This window comes from Bradyrhizobium sp. 25ACV (assembly GCF_054863005.1).
Map to the genome: position 1 here is coordinate 38,402 of NZ_JAVAYO010000026.1, position 18,139 is coordinate 56,540.

Annotated in this window: 18 protein-coding genes; 10 read left to right on the top strand and 8 right to left on the bottom strand. The window is 64.6% G+C overall.

Annotated features, from left to right (window positions below; genetic code table 11):
* Nucleotides 1-672: 672 nt before the first annotated feature.
* From RAD04_RS36965 to RAD04_RS36975, 3 genes are read right to left on the bottom strand one after another with little or no spacing between them, the layout of a single operon-like run.
* A complete protein-coding gene (locus RAD04_RS36965; RefSeq protein ID WP_461627718.1) occupies nucleotides 673-933 on the bottom strand; it encodes an AbrB/MazE/SpoVT family DNA-binding domain-containing protein in 261 nt (86 codons plus the stop codon).
* A 21-nt stretch (nucleotides 934-954) separates the two neighbouring features.
* Nucleotides 955-1,173, bottom strand: a complete 219-nt coding sequence (locus RAD04_RS36970; RefSeq protein ID WP_461627719.1) for a hypothetical protein — start codon at nucleotides 1,171-1,173, stop codon at nucleotides 955-957.
* Nucleotides 1,174-1,184: 11 nt separating this feature from the next.
* On the bottom strand, nucleotides 1,185-1,475 hold the full coding sequence (locus RAD04_RS36975; RefSeq protein ID WP_461627720.1) for a BrnT family toxin: 291 nt from the start codon (nucleotides 1,473-1,475) through the stop codon (nucleotides 1,185-1,187).
* A 418-nt stretch (nucleotides 1,476-1,893) separates the two neighbouring features.
* On the opposite strand from RAD04_RS36975, the gene RAD04_RS36980 reads away from it, so the two are divergent.
* The gene (locus tag RAD04_RS36980) at nucleotides 1,894-2,721 is read left to right on the top strand and encodes a hypothetical protein (protein ID WP_461627721.1); all 828 of its coding nucleotides are present in this window, start codon (nucleotides 1,894-1,896) and stop codon (nucleotides 2,719-2,721) included.
* Here RAD04_RS36980 and RAD04_RS36985 read toward each other — a convergent pair whose 3' ends face one another.
* Nucleotides 2,722-4,002, bottom strand: a complete 1,281-nt coding sequence (locus RAD04_RS36985; RefSeq protein ID WP_461627746.1) for a Spy/CpxP family protein refolding chaperone — start codon at nucleotides 4,000-4,002, stop codon at nucleotides 2,722-2,724.
* A gap of 379 nt (nucleotides 4,003-4,381) precedes the next feature.
* On the bottom strand, nucleotides 4,382-5,425 hold the full coding sequence (locus tag RAD04_RS36990; protein WP_461627722.1) for a LysM peptidoglycan-binding domain-containing protein: 1,044 nt from the start codon (nucleotides 5,423-5,425) through the stop codon (nucleotides 4,382-4,384).
* 181 nt (nucleotides 5,426-5,606) lie between these two features.
* On the opposite strand from RAD04_RS36990, the gene RAD04_RS36995 reads away from it, so the two are divergent.
* Nucleotides 5,607-6,326 carry a hypothetical protein gene (locus tag RAD04_RS36995; protein ID WP_461627723.1) on the top strand — a complete coding sequence of 240 codons (720 nt, stop codon included), beginning with the start codon at nucleotides 5,607-5,609 and terminating at the stop codon, nucleotides 6,324-6,326.
* A gap of 128 nt (nucleotides 6,327-6,454) precedes the next feature.
* The gene (locus tag RAD04_RS37000) at nucleotides 6,455-9,118 is read left to right on the top strand and encodes a bifunctional diguanylate cyclase/phosphodiesterase (RefSeq protein WP_461627724.1); all 2,664 of its coding nucleotides are present in this window, start codon (nucleotides 6,455-6,457) and stop codon (nucleotides 9,116-9,118) included.
* Between the two features lie 149 nt (nucleotides 9,119-9,267).
* On the opposite strand, the gene RAD04_RS37005 is transcribed toward RAD04_RS37000, so the two are convergent.
* On the bottom strand, nucleotides 9,268-10,080 hold the full coding sequence (locus tag RAD04_RS37005) for a nickel-binding protein (protein ID WP_461627725.1): 813 nt from the start codon (nucleotides 10,078-10,080) through the stop codon (nucleotides 9,268-9,270).
* 864 nt (nucleotides 10,081-10,944) lie between these two features.
* Between RAD04_RS37005 and RAD04_RS37010 the strand changes: the two genes are divergently transcribed.
* Nucleotides 10,945-11,574 carry an outer membrane protein gene (locus tag RAD04_RS37010; RefSeq protein ID WP_461627726.1) on the top strand — a complete coding sequence of 210 codons (630 nt, stop codon included), beginning with the start codon at nucleotides 10,945-10,947 and terminating at the stop codon, nucleotides 11,572-11,574.
* Between the two features lie 63 nt (nucleotides 11,575-11,637).
* Here the strand turns inward: RAD04_RS37010 and RAD04_RS37015 are convergent, their stop codons facing one another.
* The gene (locus RAD04_RS37015; RefSeq protein WP_256375112.1) at nucleotides 11,638-11,760 is read right to left on the bottom strand and encodes a hypothetical protein; all 123 of its coding nucleotides are present in this window, start codon (nucleotides 11,758-11,760) and stop codon (nucleotides 11,638-11,640) included.
* 131 nt (nucleotides 11,761-11,891) lie between these two features.
* On the opposite strand from RAD04_RS37015, the gene RAD04_RS37020 reads away from it, so the two are divergent.
* The 5 genes from RAD04_RS37020 to RAD04_RS37040 all read left to right on the top strand — a co-directional run bounded on the left by RAD04_RS37020 (nucleotide 11,892) and on the right by RAD04_RS37040 (nucleotide 14,961).
* Complete coding sequence (locus RAD04_RS37020) at nucleotides 11,892-12,101, top strand: hypothetical protein (RefSeq protein ID WP_461627727.1); 210 nt, start codon at nucleotides 11,892-11,894, stop codon at nucleotides 12,099-12,101.
* An 80-nt stretch (nucleotides 12,102-12,181) separates the two neighbouring features.
* Nucleotides 12,182-12,313, top strand: coding sequence for a hypothetical protein (locus RAD04_RS37025; protein WP_256379454.1), 132 nt, complete (start codon nucleotides 12,182-12,184; stop codon nucleotides 12,311-12,313).
* Nucleotides 12,314-12,439: 126 nt separating this feature from the next.
* A complete protein-coding gene (locus tag RAD04_RS37030; protein ID WP_461627728.1) occupies nucleotides 12,440-13,585 on the top strand; it encodes a lactonase family protein in 1,146 nt (381 codons plus the stop codon).
* A gap of 72 nt (nucleotides 13,586-13,657) precedes the next feature.
* Nucleotides 13,658-13,828 (top strand): hypothetical protein, encoded by a 171-nt coding sequence (locus RAD04_RS37035; protein WP_461627729.1) that lies wholly within the window; start codon nucleotides 13,658-13,660, stop codon nucleotides 13,826-13,828.
* Nucleotides 13,829-14,070: 242 nt separating this feature from the next.
* Nucleotides 14,071-14,961: an efflux RND transporter periplasmic adaptor subunit gene (locus RAD04_RS37040; protein ID WP_461627730.1), complete on the top strand. Its 891-nt coding sequence runs from the start codon at nucleotides 14,071-14,073 to the stop codon at nucleotides 14,959-14,961.
* Between the two features lie 141 nt (nucleotides 14,962-15,102).
* Here the strand turns inward: RAD04_RS37040 and RAD04_RS37045 are convergent, their stop codons facing one another.
* On the bottom strand, nucleotides 15,103-15,951 hold the full coding sequence (locus tag RAD04_RS37045) for a caspase family protein (protein ID WP_091966504.1): 849 nt from the start codon (nucleotides 15,949-15,951) through the stop codon (nucleotides 15,103-15,105).
* Between the two features lie 421 nt (nucleotides 15,952-16,372).
* Here RAD04_RS37045 and RAD04_RS37050 point away from each other — a divergent pair, with 421 nt between their 5' ends.
* The gene (locus tag RAD04_RS37050; RefSeq protein WP_461627731.1) at nucleotides 16,373-18,100 is read left to right on the top strand and encodes a hypothetical protein; all 1,728 of its coding nucleotides are present in this window, start codon (nucleotides 16,373-16,375) and stop codon (nucleotides 18,098-18,100) included.
* The last annotated feature ends 39 nt before the right edge of the window (nucleotides 18,101-18,139 follow it).

Below are 18,139 nucleotides of genomic sequence, written 5' to 3' on the forward strand. Positions count from 1 at the left end.
GCCTGCCTCAAATGGTGAGGCGTTGCTTGTTATCGCTCACCGACAGCGATTCGCGATCCCGCAGCGCTTAGCGCCCGGGTTTTGCTTGGTCTCGGCACCCTTCGAAGTGGAAGGGCGCAGGGAAGACCGGGCACCGGCTGGCACCCGCAAGACCCCTGTGCATGAGTGCGTGATAGTCGCTCACAGGGGAGAAACAGGTGCGGCCGAATGCCCGGCCTTCCCTGCGCAGTGGTTGAAACGGCTTATGTCGCGCTCTCGCCGGTGAGACGATCCCTTTGCCACCGTCGCCTTGCAGCTTTCAAGGGATGCGCCGGTCCGGTCGGACCAGCGCACCGCTGCAAGATTTGACGCCGGATATTCGGGCGTCACGACCACACGATTTTGCCGTACGCGAGCAACACCGTCGTACACGCGCCCGCTGATCGCTCACGGGGATATCCCGCCCTGCGACCGCATTTGGCGCCAACGCCGCCCGCGTCCACCGCCCCTCACCCCACGAACCCTGACGATCGCGATCCGTCCCTTACCATGGGATGAGTTGGAGGGAAGCATAGGGTGTTTCGTTTTTCTAGTAAAGCGAAATTTGGATTATTCGAAGGTGAGACGAGTGAAGGGCGCGAGGAAACTTGTAAGAATCTCTTACAAGTTGCCCACCCAAGGCGGGCATCCTGCTCAAATGTCGAAAACAACCCCATGCACAGTAGACGGGGCTAGCGAGATCAATGGGTTACGACAGGCGGTCGGATGCCACAATTCAACGCGGCGGATCTTCTCTTCGCTCGGACCGTCACCCGCGTCCTTGATCTCGGCAGCGGCCGCGCTTCCCCTAGTGGCGACGATTTCGAGTTCGCCACCTTCCTTGAGCGTAAGTCGGTCGATCAGCTCCTGGGGAAGAACCGCAGCCAGATCGTCATCCCATTTGAAAACCTTCATCGCGGCCTCCGCGGGAGCGGACTATGCTCGGGGCGAGTGCTGCTTCTCTGCGTCGAGGCGCTCGATGTCTTCCCTGAGGAGGGTGTTCACGAGGTCGTTCAGCGAGGTGCCTTGGGTCTCGGCGAGGTCCGAGAGGTACGTCAGAACCTCGGGTTCCAGGTGCACCGGCGGCACGAGGCGAGCGCCTTTGCGGAAGAATTTGCCGCGCGCAGCGGTCGAGAAATCGTATTCGTCCTTCATCGGATCACCGTTCAACCTTCATAAGACCTGATCTCGCGGCGGCTCGGGTAGCGCGCCGAGATGATGCGGATCGCGGCCCGGTCCGCTGTCAGCTCGACATAGGTATGAACGACCAGAAGCAAATTACCAGCCGGGCTCCGGCCCATGGTAACCCATCGCTCCTCCCCTTCGCCAGACTCATTGTCGAGTAGCGACAGGGCCAGCGGATCGCTGAAAACGCCCATCGCTGCCTCGAAGGCGACCCCATGCTTGCGCCGATTGCTATCCGCCTTGATCGGGTCCCAATCGAACTCGAACTGCATGGTCAGAGTGCCCGGAGAAGACGCGGTGCTGGAGGGAGGCGAAGAGGACATCAATCGTTGCCTCCTCGCAGAGCGTAGGAATAAGCCTTTCCGCAAGAACTTCCAAGCAGCCAGATCAGATAGGAGGAGTTAAAACCGCCTCAGCGTGCCCTCACCGGTCGTCCCGACCATACCGCGTGATCTATCGGTTGCGTGAGGTAGAAGTATCGAACACCTCATCTTCGCCAAACTTCTCCCTGTGGTTATGGGTCCCGGCGTTCGCCGGGACGACAGCGGAGAATCAGGAGACGCCGGTGCCAACAATCCTCCCGAACCACATCCCTGCTCCCCGCGACTAACCCTCGCCTCAACGGCGAGGCGATTCCAATGGAGACCACCTGTGGCGCTTGCCTTGCCTTCGCGTGCTTATGATCTGCAGATGCTGGACCGTCCCGCCGATCGCGCGCGTGACCACGGCTGGGTCTATGGGCTGCCGCCGGGCATCAGCAGCGAGCAATGGCCGCTCGATCCCGTCACCGGCTATCCGCTGATGCACGGCTTCACGCTGCTGCTGCCGGAGGATTATCGCGTCCATGGCGAGGACATCGTCGCAGTGTCGTTCTTTGCCACCGCGCCCGACCACAATGACGGCGGCGCGCCCGACGATCCCGAGATCCGCGAGGCCGTGCAGGCGTGCGCCTCGCATCCGCGGCTGTCGCGCATGACCGACATTCTCGACTACGAATATGCCGCGCTGCTGTTGACCAAAAGCGAATACGAGGGCCCGTTCGCGACACCGCCGGCGCCGCTTGCGCTGGCGACGGCCGACCGGCCGCGCTGGCTCGATGTCGGCGGCGCCAGTGCCTTCTTTGAGACGGCCGCGCCCTTCGCGCAGAAGATGTTCGCCGGCCCGCCGCGTGCCGAACTGGCCGCGAACCTCGCGATCGCGTTGACGCCGCGCGCTGATGATCCCAACGCCGGCAAGGCTCCCCAGGACCCGCACATCCCGCGCAACCCGCCGACCGGCTATCAGTCCTATTACTACTTTGCCGACAATATCCCGACCGCCGACAATTACCGCCTGCACGATTGGTGCAAGGACCACGCCCGCATCCATCTCGGCGGCACCATGCGACCGTGCCAGGCGGTGCCGGAGATGAGCCCGTTCTACATCGAGTTCGAGGAATATTTCGGCGGCTACAATTTCGGCAGCGGCAACGCCCAGCTCGACTTCAAAGATATGAAGTTCGACTGGGCGTGCGACTGATCACGCCCCCCGCTTCGGCCCGATCGCTTCGAAGCCGGCCTTCTGCTCGTCGCTTAAGTCGGCCTCGAAATCGTCGAGCGCATCAGCGACGCCGTTCACCGCTTGCAGCATCGTCTCCAGCCGCGCCTTTGCGACGGATAGGCGCGCCTGCGGAGTCGCGGCGGCTTCCGCCGGGCAGGCGCTCAGCGTCTGCATCGTACGCAGGGTGGTGTCCTGGAGCACCTCGAAGCGGGCGCTGGCGGTCTCGTCGAGGCGGAGCGTGTTGGCGATGTCGCCTGCCGGCCATTGCTGCTGCACGAGCTGCTCATACTGACGCTGCAGCTTTTCGTCATAGCGGGGATCGCTGTTGGGGTCGCAGGCGTTTGAGGCCTGCGCATCCTTGCTTGTATCCTTGCGCTGCATGGCCGCGAGCGCGGCACGGCGCTCATTGCCGAGAGCGTTGAGCCGGGCCTTCTGATCGTCATCGAGCGACCTAGTGAACTTCGCCAGCGGCGCCTCGATGGCGTCGGTTGCCTTGATCATGGCCTCGAGCCGCTCGCGCATCAGGCCGAGGCGTTCCGACGCCGTGGCAGGTGCCTGCGCCGGGCAGGCTGCACGAATTGTGTCGCGCGCATTGGTCCAGGCGGATGCGAGCTCGTCGAGCGCCACGCGCTGCAATTCGTTCGGCTGCAGGGCGGCGGCGATGCGGTCGACCGGCAAGCCGCCGGTGTCGCTGGCCTCGCACAGGGTCTCCGCGGTCGGGACTCGTCGTCCGCGCCGTCCTTGCGGTGCGGTGTAGGCCGCGAGCTCGGTCGCCGCATAGGGCGCGAAGATTGCGGCATAGATATCGCCATAGCCGTAAAGCGAGAGACTGGTCGCATCGCCGAAGACCACGGCATTGGTGAGATCGTCATGCGCGAACGGCCAGAACACCGGGCCGACCCAGCCGTAGCTGCCATCGGGATGGCGCCACCAGCCCTGCGGTCGGCGGCCGCCCTGCCAGCCCGACAGCGCCGCTTGCGCCGTGAGCGCCGCACGCAGGACGTAAGGATTGGACTGTTGTCCGCGCTCGGCCCCGCGCGGATCTTGACGTGGATCTTGCGACCTCAGCGCGGCGGAGCGGTATCGGCCGCCCCGCACCGCCATGCGGGAATGGCGCAAGCGCGACACGCCGATCATGTGGCCGACGGCGAAGCGTGCGACCCCAAGCGGACCGCCGCGCAATCCGAACTGCGCTTCGGCCTTACCAGGCAGCAGCACGGCCGCAATCATGAGGGTCGCGCCCGCCAGCGCCAGTCCCATGCGTCCTGACACGACCGCTGACCTGACCAATTCGGCCTCCTCCCGGCGCAAAGCGCGCACTGCGTCGCATCGAGATGACGCGCCGGGGAACCAAATGTTCCTTGGGGATACAGGGCAAAGCGTCGCGGGGCGATGACTTACCTATTTAGGAGCCCGCGCATGTGACGCTTTGGCGGCGCCCGAGCGCGCGCCTCGCCTTTGAGACGACCGCTCGCGGTCTCCTCAGGATGAGGCTAAGCGGCATCGGCGCGCGTCGAAATTGTCGCCACACACTTCGTCCTCATCCTGAGGGCCCGCCAAAGGCGGGCGTCTCGAAGGATGGCCGCAGGGCCCACTCGACTGTAGCCCTGCACCAAAGACACGAGGAAAGACCGCTCCCTCACTCCGCCTTTTGCGGCATCACAAACGTCTGGCCGGGATAGATCAGATTGGGATTGTGGATCTTGTCGCGGTTGGCCTTGAAGATCACGGCGTAGCGGGCGCCGTCGCCATAAGCGAGCCGGCTGAGCGCCCACAGGCTGTCGCCGCGGGAGATCACCCGGCTGCCGGTCTCCGCCGGCGCGGCGCTGAGGCCGTCCGCCGGCGAGGCCGATGCAACGGTCGTCGCCGCCGGCGCCCGCGCCATGACGCGGGGTTTCGGCGCGGCGATCAACCTCGGCCGGGCCGCGGACCTGTCGGCTGTTGAGGCCAGATGCGGCGAGGCCGACTGCAGGGAAGCCACGACATCCGATTTGTCGTCGGGCCTCTCGGCCTGCTTCACGTCTTGCTTCACATCTTGCCTCGCGACCGGTGCCGGACGCGCGGGCGGCGGCGCCGCCTCGGCGATGGTCACTTGCATGGTCCGGCTGGACTGCGTGACCGTGCCATCCGGCGCCCTGGCGCGGAGCGTCAATTCATAGGAGCCGGCGGGAAGCTGCGGCGGGGTCATGACGAACTGGCCCGACGCGTCGGCGACCACCGTATCGAGCGGCTTGCCGTCGCGCAGCAGCTCGACCTTTGCGCCCGGCGCGGCCTGGCCGGCAATCACCGCGGCCTCGCCGTGATCGTCGACCCGGGCGACGTCGAAACGGGGGCCGGTGTCGGCGACCGCCGGCGGCGGCTTGACCGGTGCCAGATCGGCGAGCGCGGCCGTGACCTGCTTCTGGGTCTCGGCCAGCGCGGCCACCTTCGGCTCAGGGGCCGGCGCGAGTGCAGGCGCAGGCGGCGCGATGGCGGCAAGCTTTGGCTGTTCCGGTTTCTGCTCGGGCTTGAGTTCGGCCTTGGCCTCCACCTTTGGTTCGACCTTGGGTTCCGGCTTGGCGGCGACGGCGGTCTTGGTCCCGTCCGGCAGCAGGCGGCGCAGCTCGGTCGGGCCGATCACCAGCACGGTGCCGACCAGCGCGAGCAGGCAAAGAGCAATGAAGGCCTTGGATGCGGTCATCATCGGAAAAGAACCTTGGATGGCAAATCAGCCGAGGGTGGCAAGGTGCGCCGAATTGGCTGCGGCAGCAAGACGTTCGATAGGATGAGACCGCCGTCCCGGGCACTCAGGGATGAACCGGCGCCACCCCGCCGGCGTCAAATCACGCGAGACCGCATCGCGGCATTTTTTGAGGAATTTTCCCGTGACCGCATTTTGCCGTCCCGCTCCAAGTCTGGCGCTCGGTCTAGCCCTTGGGCTGGCACTTGCCCTGACGCTCACAGCTTCCCCCGCGCTCGCAGCCTCCGGCCCGCCGCCGGGCTTCGTCCTCACCGACAATGCCGACCTCGCCTTCACCTCGCCTGACGGTGCCACCCGGCTCGAGCAATACATGAAGGACAGTGAAGACCTTTTCGGCGTCAAATGGCAGGTCTGGGCGCGACGCGGCGACCAGATGACGGAGCTGAAGCCGGAGCAGGGCTACGGCGCGGGTTTCCGGTTCACCAGCGACTCGCAATGGCTGGTGCGGATGCAGAAGACCGGCTCGGGCTCGCAGGATCTGTTTCTCTACCATGTCGAGAACGGCGCCTTCGTCAGCGCGACGAAGCAATCACTCAGCGATCTCGCCTGGGCCTATTTCCGCAGCCGTCCCGACACGAAGAAGATGAAGCTCGACTACCACATCTCCGCCAATCTGATGAAGGGCACCGAAACTGCGTATCGCTGGCTCGGCGTCGACTGGCCCGACAACCGCTACCTGCTGATCTCGCTGTCGGGCGCAATGGACAAGCATCCGAAGAACGTCGCCGTGAAGGGGCTCGCCGACTGGAAATGCCGCTATGACCTCAAGACCGGCCAGTTCGACGTCCCCAAGATGTTCGCCAAGGCTAACGCGGAAGCGCTGAACTGGGAGATCAAGCGGTGAGCGCACCGCAATCGCCGCGCGCGATGGAACCAACTCTCTGATTCCGTTCCGATTCATAGTTCCCTAACCCTCGCTGGTAACGGGGTCTTGTCGGTTTTGCTGCACCTTGCATCCCACGGGAGGGCTGCATGGGCACATCGATCGGATGGACCGCGCGCGTGCGCGCGCTGCTCCGCCGCTGGCGGGGAGCGCCACTGACATGGCTGATCGTCGGCGGCTTCGTGCTGATGGCCGCGACCGCAATCGGCACCGCGCTCACCGTCGACCGTTTCCGGCAGAATGCGATCGAGAGCGGCCGCGACAGCCTTGAAAACACCGTGCGCCTGCTGGCTCGGCATTTCGACCGCGAGTTCGAGGATTTCGCGGTGTTGCAGAAGAGCATCGTCACCGAGCTCGAGAGCCGCGGCATCGAATCCGCCGACGTCTTCCGCAGCGAGATGGGCACGCTCGCCGTGCACGAGGTGCTGCGTGCGAAAGCCAGCGGCTGGTCCGACGTTGCCGGCGCCAATGTGTTCGATGCCAGGGGCATGCTGATCAACTCGTCGCGGCGCTGGCCGGTCGCCGACGTCTCGGTCGCCGACCGCGGCTACTTCAATCGCCTCAAGAACGATCCGACAGCGCAGGAGGACGTAGAGGTGGTGAACGGCCGGCTCGGCAACGGACCGGCGATCGTGTTCGCGCGGCGCGTGTCCGGCCCGCATGGTGAATTCCTCGGGCTGGTCTCGCGGGCGATCGCGCCCGAGCAGTTCGAATCCTTCTTCGCCTCGACCGGGCTCGGCGAGGAATCCTCGATCGCGATGCACCACCAGAACGGCCAATTGCTGGCACGCGTTCCGCGTGTCGATGCGATGATCGGGCAGAACTTTCGCAAGGGCACGTCGGAGCAGATGGCGGTGTTCGATCGCACCTTCGTCTCGATGCAGATCGCGAGCCCGATCGACGGCAAGGACCGCATCGTCGCCTCGCGCCTGCTCGCCGGCGAGCCGCTGGTCGTGGTCGCGACCAAGTCGCTGGATGCGACGCTCGCGACCTGGCGCACGCAAACGAAGTTCTTCGTCACCGTCGCCGTGTTGTCGATTGGCCTGTTGGTGCTGACGCTGTTCCTGATCTTCCGCCAGGTGACGAACCGGCTCTCGCTCGAGAAGCAGCGGCTCGACACCGCGATGAACACGATGACGCAGGGGCTCCTGATGTTCGATCAGGACGAGCGGCTGATCGTCTGCAACCGGCGCTACATCGAGATGCACGGCTTGTCCCCTGAAGTGGTGAAGCCGGGCGCCACTTTCCGAGACGTGATCCGGCACCGCCATGACACCGGCTCGTTCCACGGCGACGTCGAGGCCTATTGCGACGACATTCTGAGCCATATCGGGCGCACCCAGAGCACCATCGTGGAGACCGCAGACGGCCGCCTGATCGAGATCAAGAACCAGCCCGGCGCTGCCGGCGGCTGGCTCGCGACCCATGACGACGTCACCGCGCGCATCCGCGCCGACGAGCGCATCGCGCATATGGCGCATTACGACGCGCTGACCGACCTGCCCAACCGCGTACTGCTGCGCGGGCATCTGGAGCGGCGCGTGGCGGAGCTCAGCCAGGGCAAGCCCTTCGCCATCCTCTATATCGACGTCGACGAGTTCAAGGGCGTCAACGATTCGCTGGGACACGAGGTCGGCGACGAATTGCTGCGGCAGGTGGCGAACCGCCTGCGCGCCTGCGTCAGCGGCAACGACCTCGTCGCGCGGCTGGGCGGCGACGAGTTTGCCATCGTCAAGGCTGAGACCTGCGATCCGGCCGAGCTGTCGGCGCTCGCGGAAGATATCCTCAAGGCGCTGCGTGCGCCGGTGGACTGCAAGGGCCAGGACATCCCGACCGATGCCAGCATCGGCATCGCGATCGCGCCTGATCACGGCGACAATCTCGACGATCTGCTCAAGCGCGCCGATCTTGCGATGTATGCGGCGAAGTCGGAGGGACGCCGCACCTACCGCGTCTTCACGCCGGAATACGACGCAAAGGCAAGGCTGCGCCGTCAGCTCGAGCTCGATCTGCGTCAGGCGCTGGCTCGCGGCGAGTTCGAAGTGCACTACCAGCCGCTGGTCGATCTCGCGGCCAATGTCGTGACCGGCTGCGAAGCGCTGCTGCGCTGGCGCCATCCCGAGCGCGGCATGGTCTCGCCGGCGGACTTCATTCCGGTGGCGGAAGACACCGGGCTGATCGGCGAGATCGGCGAATGGGTGCTGAAGCAGGCCTGCCGTGAGGCCGCCTCCTGGCCCGGCCAGATTCACATCGCCGTCAACGTCTCACCGGTGCAATTCCGATCGCGGACGCTGGCACTGAAGGTCGCGGCCGCGCTCGCGGAGTCCGGACTTGCACCAGGCCGGCTCGAGCTCGAGATCACCGAGACCGTGCTGATCCGCGACGACGAGGAGGCGCTGACGATCCTGCAGCAGCTGCGCGAGCTCGGCGTGCGCATCGCGCTCGACGATTTCGGCACCGGCTATTCCTCGCTGAGCTATCTGCACCGCTTCCCGTTCGACAAGATCAAGATCGACCGCAGCTTCATCAGCGACATCGGTCAGTCCGAAGATTCCTCGCCGATCGTGCAGGCCGTGGTGCACATGGCCGCGGCCCGCCAAATGGCGACGACCGCCGAAGGCGTCGAGACCGAAGCCCAGCGCGAGGTGCTGCGCCAACTCGGCTGCAGCCAGATGCAAGGCTGGCTGTTCAGCCCGGCGGTGCCGGCGGCGAAATTGAAGCAGTTGCTAGCAGCGCAGGCGGTGGCGGCTTAGCGCGGCGCTCCCTCGTCGGAGAGATGTCCGCGCCCCAAGGAAGCGGACGTCGGGGCCGACGTTGCGTTCTTTCAAAAGCTGAAGGCCGACGTTCCGCGTGATAGCGTCAGCGACGGGCTAAACGCAGACGTCGCCAGTAGTCGCGACAGTTAGCGCCATTCGATTCCGTATGCATCAATCGGCTGCTGAAAGCCTTTGAGATGGTGGGCACCCAAGCTTGACACTTGCACGCGATCCCGGATGCAATCCTGTACAGCCTTTGACACGAGAATGGCATCCGGTTCGGCCAACTGACACAAACGAGCGGCCAGTTGAACGGTCGCACCGAAAAGGTCGTTGCTGTCAGCAATCGGTTCACCGACATCGATGCCAATTCGCACCTGAAGCTTCTCCTTGCTCGCCAGATTGAAGGCTTCAAATGCGCGCTGGATGGCCCGGGCGCATTGCACGGAGGCAGAGGCGTCGGCAAAGGAAGCCATGATACCATCGCCGGTGTGCTTCACCACATGCCCGCCCTCGTCCTTCAAGGCCCGGCGCACCAGCGCGTCATGAGCCCGAACCATCTCCACTGAACGGGCATCGCCAAGGCGCTCCGTCATGCTGGTAGAGCCAACGATGTCGGTGAACATGATAGCTCGCAGCGCCGAATCGAATTTGACATCCTCTGCCGCGCTGCTCGGTGCCGGGTCGGACACCCTCCCCAGAAACGCCTGGACCGCCGAGAGGTCCACTTCGATGACATCTTTCGCTACGTCGCCGTGAGCTTCGTCATGAACCCTCATCGCCGTTCGGATGTCCGGCGCGTCAATGAGACAGAAGCCCGTACCGCGCGATTCATCAAACCAGTACGTTAGAAAACGAACGCCGTATCGATCTTGCACTTCCAAATCTTTGCGATGCGCCTCGGCGATATCGGCAGCGGTCAGCCCCGAGAGATCGTGCCGGTCAAGGAAAATTGGCATTGGCAGCACCTAATCTAATTCTTCGAAATATGGCCTGAAGTCTGCACCAAGCTCGGAGTTCCCGAAAGTGCCAACCCCTGCGTCCTGATGTCAGCTTCGGGTCACTTGCGGACTTTTGACCAAGCATCGATGGACGTCAGCTAGGGGGCCAGTAGCCGACTCATTCGCTACTTGAAGGCCCGCTTGACCAAGGCATCAGTGAACTAGTCGTCGCGTATATTCCTCCTCTTGATGCCAAGCCGAGAGCTCTGCAGACACTCCCACGGCCGGAACGGGACCGTGTACTCGGCACACGCCTGTTGGTGTCTACTGCTTCAGTAATCACCGCGTGTACCGTGGGTCATATTCGCCGGGCTGGATTCCCGATCCGATGGCACAACGACACTACACGAGGCCCGGCTGGCATGTGTCCGCCACTAAGGGCATGCACGGCGGCGGCAAACTCTGCATGCGAGATCGCCTACCTACGACAGAAGAACGAGAACAGGCCCGCGCTCGCTAGATGGCCTGCTCGGCTCACCCCCCGCAAGCGGACGTCGCGACCGTTTGAGCGTACGGCGGCCACGGGCCAGTATGCGACATGTTCATCAAGCAGAGACCGAGGGCGACCCGTAGCTTGGCCGACGGGCCAGCTACACGCGCTGCATTTTGGCAACACTCCACTGGAAATTACAACTCAAAGTACGGCATTCTGTCGCACCTCGAAAGTTCCATGCTATGGACTCTCTTGAAAGCATTGGGTTTTGGGGGGTGGGAATGCGTCGCTTCGCGATCGTGGGAGCTGGATTACTTTCGATTGCCTGGTTTACGGGGGCGGCATCGGGCGCTGACCTTGCATCGCGCCCATACGTCAAAGCACCCCCGATGCAGCAGGCGGTCTACGATTGGACGGGCTTCTACATCGGTGCCAATGGCGGTTACGGCTGGGCGTCATCTAAGCTGACTGCCCCCGGAAATCCTGACACCTCGTCCAGCCCGTCGGGCGGCTTGGCTGGGGGCCAACTCGGCTACAACTGGCAGACCGGAGCTGTCGTGCTCGGCGTCGAGGGGGATGCCGATTGGGCCAATATCCGCGGTTCAACAAGCTGCCCGGGCGCGGCGTTTGTCTGCGCATCGAACACTCGTGCGCTGGCAACACTTCGTGGGCGCATCGGTTGGGCCGCCGGTCCAGTGCTGCTCTACGGGACCGCCGGTGGCGCATACGCCAACGAGCACTACTCGGCGTTGACGCCGGCTGGCGGAGCCTTCGCCGGCACGACCGGAGTGAATGATGCAGACCGCTGGGGATACTCCGCTGGCGCAGGTGTCGAATATGGGTTCACGCCGAACTGGAGTGCCAAAGTCGAATACATGCATTATGGCTTCGGCACGACACGCGCTCCGCAAGGTACGCTGGCTCCGGGACCCGTTCCGGTGGACCTGCACCTGAGCATCGATACCGTCAAAGTTGGCGTGAATTATCGCTGGGGCGGGCCGATAATCGCGAAGTACTGATGTGTACTTCTCTTCGACGTTAAGCCCCGGGACGTCCGCGCTTGCGACTGGAAGATAGCGGGCTCAGAGCTTCTGTTTTGCCGCGGTGATCTCGACGAACTCCGCGTCGGGGTGGCTGACGATGGTGGCGACCATGATGCCGCTGATGATCAGCGACCAGGCGGTGTTCCAATAAATCCAAAACACGAGCCAGCCTCCGTTTTGATCTCTCACGCCCGCGGGACCGGGGTAACGGCACAGCGACGCTGCCGTTCCCAACGCGCGGCGCGGCACGACCATGCCGCGAGGCGCTATTTTGATTTGGTCGGCGGCGAGGCGTGATCGGTTTGACCGGTGTGGCGCTTTGCCACGACGTCCTCATCGTGTTCGCCATGATGCGGGCGCGGCGGCGACTTGGGCTGGCCGGCTTGACCGCCATGCTTGCCGCCCATGTCGGGCTTACCTTCGAGATCGTTTTCACGGGGCATGCCGGTTCAATGCGCTCGCGTGGCATTGGTTCGCCTTGCGCCAGCCGTTTTCGCCTGTGAACGAGTTCATAGGATTGCCGCGGTTTGCAGTGCACGATTCCGGTGCCCCGCGACTTCATGACAGCGACGGATTCGACCAGATGCGGAAACGACTCATCGCCTGGACCATCCTGACGTCCGCTCTGGTTGCGGTCGCCGTCTGGACCGTGCTCGGACCACCCGCGCATCCGTCCAGCCCGCATCTGCCCTCCCGGACCGCGGCGATGCGCTAGCCCCTCTCCGGCGACCGATACAATTTCGGCATCGATCAATCCCAACTGGAATTTGGTGCGGCGGCGCGCCGCCCGCTATCCTCGCCGGCAAAAGACAAGGCCGCGACCGGCCCTCAGGAGGAGCCCATGTTGAGATCGACCCGACGCATCGCATCCAAAAAAGCGCCACGCGCTGCGATCGCCACCACCCTGTTCGCAGCCCTCACTCTCATTTCTGGAGTCCACGCCGGCATGGCCGAGACCTTCGCCTATGTCGGCAACGCCGACAGCAACGACATCAGCGTGTTCAAGATGACCGAGAGCGGCGAGATGATTCCGGTGCAGACGGCCGCCTTCAAGGGCGTCGACAAACCCGGCTCCTCGACGCCGCTCGCGATCACGCCCGACCACCGCGTGCTGATCGCCGGCATCCGCTCGCAGCCATTCCAGGCGGTCAGCTTTGCGATCGATCCCAAGACGGGCCAGCTCAGTCCTATCGGCAACGGACCGCTCGCCGACAGCATGGCGAACATCGCCGTCGACCGCAGCGGAAAATTCCTGTTCAGCGCCTCCTATGGCGGCAACAAGGTCGCGCTGAATCCGCTGGTTGCAAACGGCGTCGCCGGCGAGCCGAAGCAGGTGATCCCGACCGGGCCGAACGCGCACGCCTTCCTGCCCTCGCCCGACAACCGCTTCGCGTTCGCGACCAATCTCGGCTCCGATCAGGTGCTGGGCTTCGCGTTCGATGCCACGGCCGGCACGCTGACGCCGAACGACCCTCCGGCCCACAAGGTGCCGGAGAAGTCCGGGCCGCGGCACTTCGTATTCCATCCCAATGGCAAGTTCGTCTATCTGATCCACGAGCTGAACGGCGACGTCGCGGCGTTCACCTATGAGGCCAGGAGCGGCGCATGGGACGAGATCCAGCGCACCACCGCACTGCCCGAGGGCTTCAACGGAAAAGAGTCTGATAAGAAGCCTTGGGCCGCCGACATCCACATCACTCCGGACGGCCGTTTCCTCTACGCCTCCGAGCGCACCACCAACACGCTCACCGCCTACAAGGTCGATGCAGCCAGCGGCAAGCTCACCACGATCGGCAGCGTGCCGACCGAGAAGCAGCCGCGCGGCTTCCACATCGATCCGACGGGGCGCTACCTCGCCGCGGTCGGCGAGCTCTCCGACAGCATGACGGTCTATGCGATCGACCAGGGCAGCGGCGCGCTGGCCAGGCTGAAATCCTACCCCACCGGCAAGAAGCCGAACTGGGTGGAGTTCCTGACCCTGCCGTGAGGGGGCGCCACCACCGACCTACGTAATCATCCGCAATTTCGGAAAGGCGCGCCTGCCGGCATATCATCGGTCATGGACCGTCATATCGTCTTCAAATGCCCGCAGACCGGCATGAACGTGCAGCATCGGCTCGGCGACGAGGCGGCCGACCGCACGCATGTGTCGGTGTCTTGTCCGGCCTGCACGCGCCTGCATTTGATCGACCGGGCCAACGGCAAGCTGCTGGGTGAGCGCCGCGGCTGACGGGCCGTTTACGGCCGCGCCGCGACCTGTGCCGTTGACAGATGAGAGGACCGTGATCGACGGCACTTTTGGCAGTCGTGCGCCGCCCGGCAGATGCGAACCTGTTCTCCAATCCTGCGACTAATCAAAGACTTGCTGCGACGGCCTGCGGCGGTGCGGCCTTCCTTTTTGGGGCAACGCTGCCATAGTCCGGACGGCTGCCATCTGCTATCGATTGGAGGCATAGCCCCGTGGAATTTCCGATGCGTCATTTGTCCCGTGCCGTTGCTCGAAGCCTGTATCCCGCAGCCGTCACCGGCATGCTCATCCTCGGTCCCTATCCGGCCGGAGCCGCCGATGACGACGCGCCCAAGGGGCCGGCTGTCACGGTGCTGAAAGTCGCAAAGTCCTGCTTCTCCGACATCGTCGAAGCCACCGGCACGATCATCGCGCGGGAGGAAACGTCGGTGCGGCCCGAGCGGCCGGGCCTGAAGGTCACCGACGTGCTGGCGGAGGCCGGCGACACCACCACCGCCGGCCAGGTGCTGGCGCGGCTGGCGCTCCCCGAGGGCGGCACGCTGCAGGTCACCGCGCCGGTGGCGGGCGTGATCGCGACGTCGACCGCGCAGATCGGAAATTTTGCCTCGGCCAAGGGCGAGGCCCTGTTCACGATCGTGGCGCGCAGTGAATACGATCTCGTCGGTCTGGTGGCGACCACCGACATGCGCAAGCTCGCGGTCAATCAGCCGGCGACCGTGCGGATCGCGGGCGCCGGCGACATCGACGGCAAGGTGCGCCGCATCGGCCCGACCGTGGAGCCGAACATCCAGCAGGGCATGGTCTATATCGGCATCTCCTCGCAGAAGCGGTTGCTGCTGAAGGCGAGCGGACGCGCGCTGATCAAGTCCGGGCAGAGCTGCAACGTCGCGGTGCCGCTGACCGCCGTGCAATACTCATCCGCCGGCACCGTCGTGCAGGTGATCCGCCGCAACCGCGTCGAGACCAAGCGTGTCGAGGTCGGATTGATGTCGGGCGGCAATATCGAGGTCCGCGACGGCCTCAACGACGGCGATGTCGTCGTCGCCCGCGCCGGCGCGCTCCTGCGCGAAGGCGATCCGGTGCGCCCGGTGATGGCCGCGGAAGCGGCGAAGTAGTCTCAGCCGCGATCGTGCGCATGCACGCATGCCGTAGGGTGGATTAGCCGAAGGCGTAATCCACCTCTTTGCTATCCGCGCGATGAAAAAGAAGTGGTGGATTACGCTTCGCTAATCCACCCTACAAGGCCAGCGAAAAAACTAGCCGCCGGCTTCGCCGAAGTGGACGTCTTCGAGCAGCGAGGAGGAGACGGTCGGGACCTGATCGCCTTCGCTGGCGCGGGAGATGGCGACGCGGGTCTTGTTGAAGACGCTTTCGGCGCTGCCCTTCGCACTGAGGTTGTTCAGGAACTCGCTGACCAGCACGCTGTGCTCGCCCTTGCCGTCGTCGACGACCTTGCCGGGCGAAGCGGAGGACAGGATCAGCGCGTTGTCGGACGCGCTGATCGGCGCGAGGCCGTGGCTGTAGGAGCGGAAGCGACGCTCGTAAGGATTGCGGCGGGAGGCATCGACGACGACGAGCTTGGCCTTGGCGCCCTGCTCCTTCATCATGTCGATCACGCCGTCGATCGAGACACCCTGGCGGCGGACGTCGCTTTCCTTCCAGATCACGGCATCGACCGGCAGCATGTAGCTCTCGCGTCCGGCCTGCACGCCGTAGCCGCCGAAGAACAGCATGACGACGGTGTCGCGCTTGATCCGGGACTTCAGGCGATTGACGGCGCGGACCATGTCGTCCTTGGTCGCGTCTTCCACCATGTCGACGTCAAAACCGTTCTTGCGCAGGGACGAGGACAGCGCGCGGGCGTCGTTGATCGACTGCGTCAGCGGCGCGCTGGCGTCGGGATAATGTCCATTGCCGATGACGAGGGCGAGGCGCGAGGTCTGGGCGATCGAGCCCGTGATCTGGTCGGTCGAGACGGCCTTGGCGGCGTCGATCGCGCGCATGTTGAGAGCAGCATGGGCGCCGATCACGAGCGACACCGTGCCGATGAGGGCCGCGGCCAACGCGATCGTGCGTCGGGAAATGTCGAGCTGCCTAACATTCATCTCGCTTCATTCCTGTCAGTGCCAAAGACCAGCCAAGCGCGCGCACACTGTTTGAGTAGCGCGATAGCGTCTTTAGGTTTGAGGGATTGGCCGGGGATGTGCCCCCGAATTGCGCGCAATTTGCGGCGCCGCACCAAACAAACCCTTAACCGGATATCGCCTCCCCGGCAATAGATTGCCCAAAAATTGAACTAAGTGGCTGAAGATGTTCGTTAATTCTCCAGGCCAGATTTGTGCGGTTTTGCCCCCGGCACCCCTTTTCGAGCCTCCATCATGCAGCCTTCGTGCCGGCTTTTTCCGTGACCTTCATCACATTTGTATTTCCTGCGAATCCGGGTAGCCTTTTCAACGACTTGGCAGGGGGCGTCGCGCAGATGGGAGCGTGCCGGCCCCCGACCAAGGCCCCGCGACCAGGTATTTCATGAGCCTTCATTATTTTGCCGGCGCCGCCTGCCGGGCGCTGACCGCCCGGAAGGACGGACCCTCGCTTTACGATGTGTGCGACCCCGTATTGTCTGTTACGGCCAGCGGCGATCCGCACCTGGCCAAATTCTACAAGACCGCGCTCGGCAATCCCGCGTTGCGGGTGCTGCTGCGGCGGGCTGGACTGCCCGAGCTGCGCGACGAGGCCAAGCTGACGGCGTTGCGCGAGGCGCTGGCGCGCGCCCGCGACGAGGCCGAGCCCGATTGGGCAGCGGTCGGCCAGCCGGTCGCCGATCTCGTCGACAGCATCGCGCTCGACCATCCCAAGCCGCCGCCGGCGATGTTCACCGGCTCCGCGCCGCCAGAGGCGCAGATCGACGGCGTGATCCGAGACTGCGCGCAGCATCTGCTCGGCTCGTACCGCAAGAACGGTTTCCTGCCGACCTACGCCGCCTTCAACCTGATCGGCGATCCTGATTTCCGCGGCCGCGAGCTGATCATGGCGCTCACGGGCCTCAATGCGCGCGGCTACAAGAATTCCTCGCTGCTGTTCAACCTCGCCCGTGTCTTCATCGCGCGCACGCCAGCGCGTGCCGTCGTCAATCCGCCCTGGCGAGGGGTCGCCGAGCCGATGTGGGAACCGGTGCAGATCCGCCACCGCTCGGCCTATTACGATGCGTTCTTCATCGAGGCACTGCTGAGCTATGGCGAGACCGGACTCGCCTCGCCGGCCGACAAGATCGCGGCCCAGCGCGCCATCGCCGACATGGTGGATTTCTGCGTGAACATCAGCCGCGAGGAGGTCGAAGGCATCGACGGCGCGCGCTTCAACGTCGTCACCGCCTTGGCGCCCCCACCGCATCCGCGCTTTTCCCGCTACTTCGCGCAGATCAAGCAGGATCTCGGTTTCGGCGTTTACGTGCCGGACTGTGACACCACGGCCTGCTCGATCTCCGCTGCGACGCAGGCCGGCTGCCTTGATGAGATCATCAATCAGCCGCTGCTGGATTTCTACGCCGGCTACCAGGTGCGCGCCGGCGTCAACGAACCGCGCGTGACCGTGCCGCTCAACGACAATATCGACTATGAGGGCGGCGTCGCGACCTGGATCGACAACCTCAAGGGCGAGCGTCCCTACGGCAACGATCTCGATCCGACGCTCAATCTCGACATTCTCGAGGTGAGCTTTCGTAACCTCGCGCGCTGGAAAGTCCTGGAGACGCCGTCGCGGCTCGCCACGGTGCATCGCATCATCGGCTTCCAGAAGCGGCTGGCGGCGAGCGGCGCCTTCGCCAACCCGCGCTCGCACATCTATTATCTGCCTGAGCTTTACAGCGCCTATTTCGGCCGCTGCTATGCGGCGTTCCTGGCGCTGCCGCTGGCGGCGCAGGCCGCGATCGATCCCGCCGGCGATTTCGACTTCATCCGCCATCGCGTGCTGTCCTACGTCAAGGGCGAGCTGATGGCGGCGGAGATGAACGTGTTCGACGCGGCACTGGCGCTGATCGCGCTCGGCCATCTCGGCGCCGACCCGCGCGCCTTCGCGCCGGCGCTGAACGTGATCGTCGCTAGTCTGGGCGAAGGCGGCCGCCGCGGCCCGTTCCGCGCCTATGAGTGGAACAAGATGAAGACGCCGACGCGGATCCTGGTGGGCGGGCCGGAGGTGACGTCGGCGTTCGTGCTGATGGGGCTGGCGGTGGCGAAGCGGGCGATGTCGCGGGGGTGAGGGGACACTGTATCCGTGCCCCGGACGCAGCGCAGCGCC

Bases quoted from the DNA above. Each gene is read 5' to 3' on its own strand.
- RAD04_RS36965 (WP_461627718.1), bottom strand. From the start codon at position 933: ATGAAGGTTTTCAAATGGGATGACGATCTGGCTGCGGTTCTTCCCCAG.
- RAD04_RS36970 (WP_461627719.1), bottom strand. From the start codon at position 1,173: ATGAAGGACGAATACGATTTCTCGACCGCTGCGCGCGGCAAATTCTTC.
- RAD04_RS36975 (WP_461627720.1), bottom strand. From the start codon at position 1,475: ATGCAGTTCGAGTTCGATTGGGACCCGATCAAGGCGGATAGCAATCGG.
- RAD04_RS36980 (WP_461627721.1), top strand. From the start codon at position 1,894: ATGCTGGACCGTCCCGCCGATCGCGCGCGTGACCACGGCTGGGTCTAT.
- RAD04_RS36985 (WP_461627746.1), bottom strand. From the start codon at position 4,002: ATGGGACTGGCGCTGGCGGGCGCGACCCTCATGATTGCGGCCGTGCTG.
- RAD04_RS36990 (WP_461627722.1), bottom strand. From the start codon at position 5,425: ATGATGACCGCATCCAAGGCCTTCATTGCTCTTTGCCTGCTCGCGCTG.
- RAD04_RS37000 (WP_461627724.1), top strand. From the start codon at position 6,455: ATGGGCACATCGATCGGATGGACCGCGCGCGTGCGCGCGCTGCTCCGC.
- RAD04_RS37005 (WP_461627725.1), bottom strand. From the start codon at position 10,080: ATGCCAATTTTCCTTGACCGGCACGATCTCTCGGGGCTGACCGCTGCC.
- RAD04_RS37010 (WP_461627726.1), top strand. From the start codon at position 10,945: ATGCAGCAGGCGGTCTACGATTGGACGGGCTTCTACATCGGTGCCAAT.
- RAD04_RS37025 (WP_256379454.1), top strand. From the start codon at position 12,182: ATGCGGAAACGACTCATCGCCTGGACCATCCTGACGTCCGCTCTGGTT.
- RAD04_RS37030 (WP_461627728.1), top strand. From the start codon at position 12,440: ATGTTGAGATCGACCCGACGCATCGCATCCAAAAAAGCGCCACGCGCT.
- RAD04_RS37035 (WP_461627729.1), top strand. From the start codon at position 13,658: ATGGACCGTCATATCGTCTTCAAATGCCCGCAGACCGGCATGAACGTG.
- RAD04_RS37040 (WP_461627730.1), top strand. From the start codon at position 14,071: ATGCGTCATTTGTCCCGTGCCGTTGCTCGAAGCCTGTATCCCGCAGCC.
- RAD04_RS37045 (WP_091966504.1), bottom strand. From the start codon at position 15,951: ATGAATGTTAGGCAGCTCGACATTTCCCGACGCACGATCGCGTTGGCC.
- RAD04_RS37050 (WP_461627731.1), top strand. From the start codon at position 16,373: ATGAGCCTTCATTATTTTGCCGGCGCCGCCTGCCGGGCGCTGACCGCC.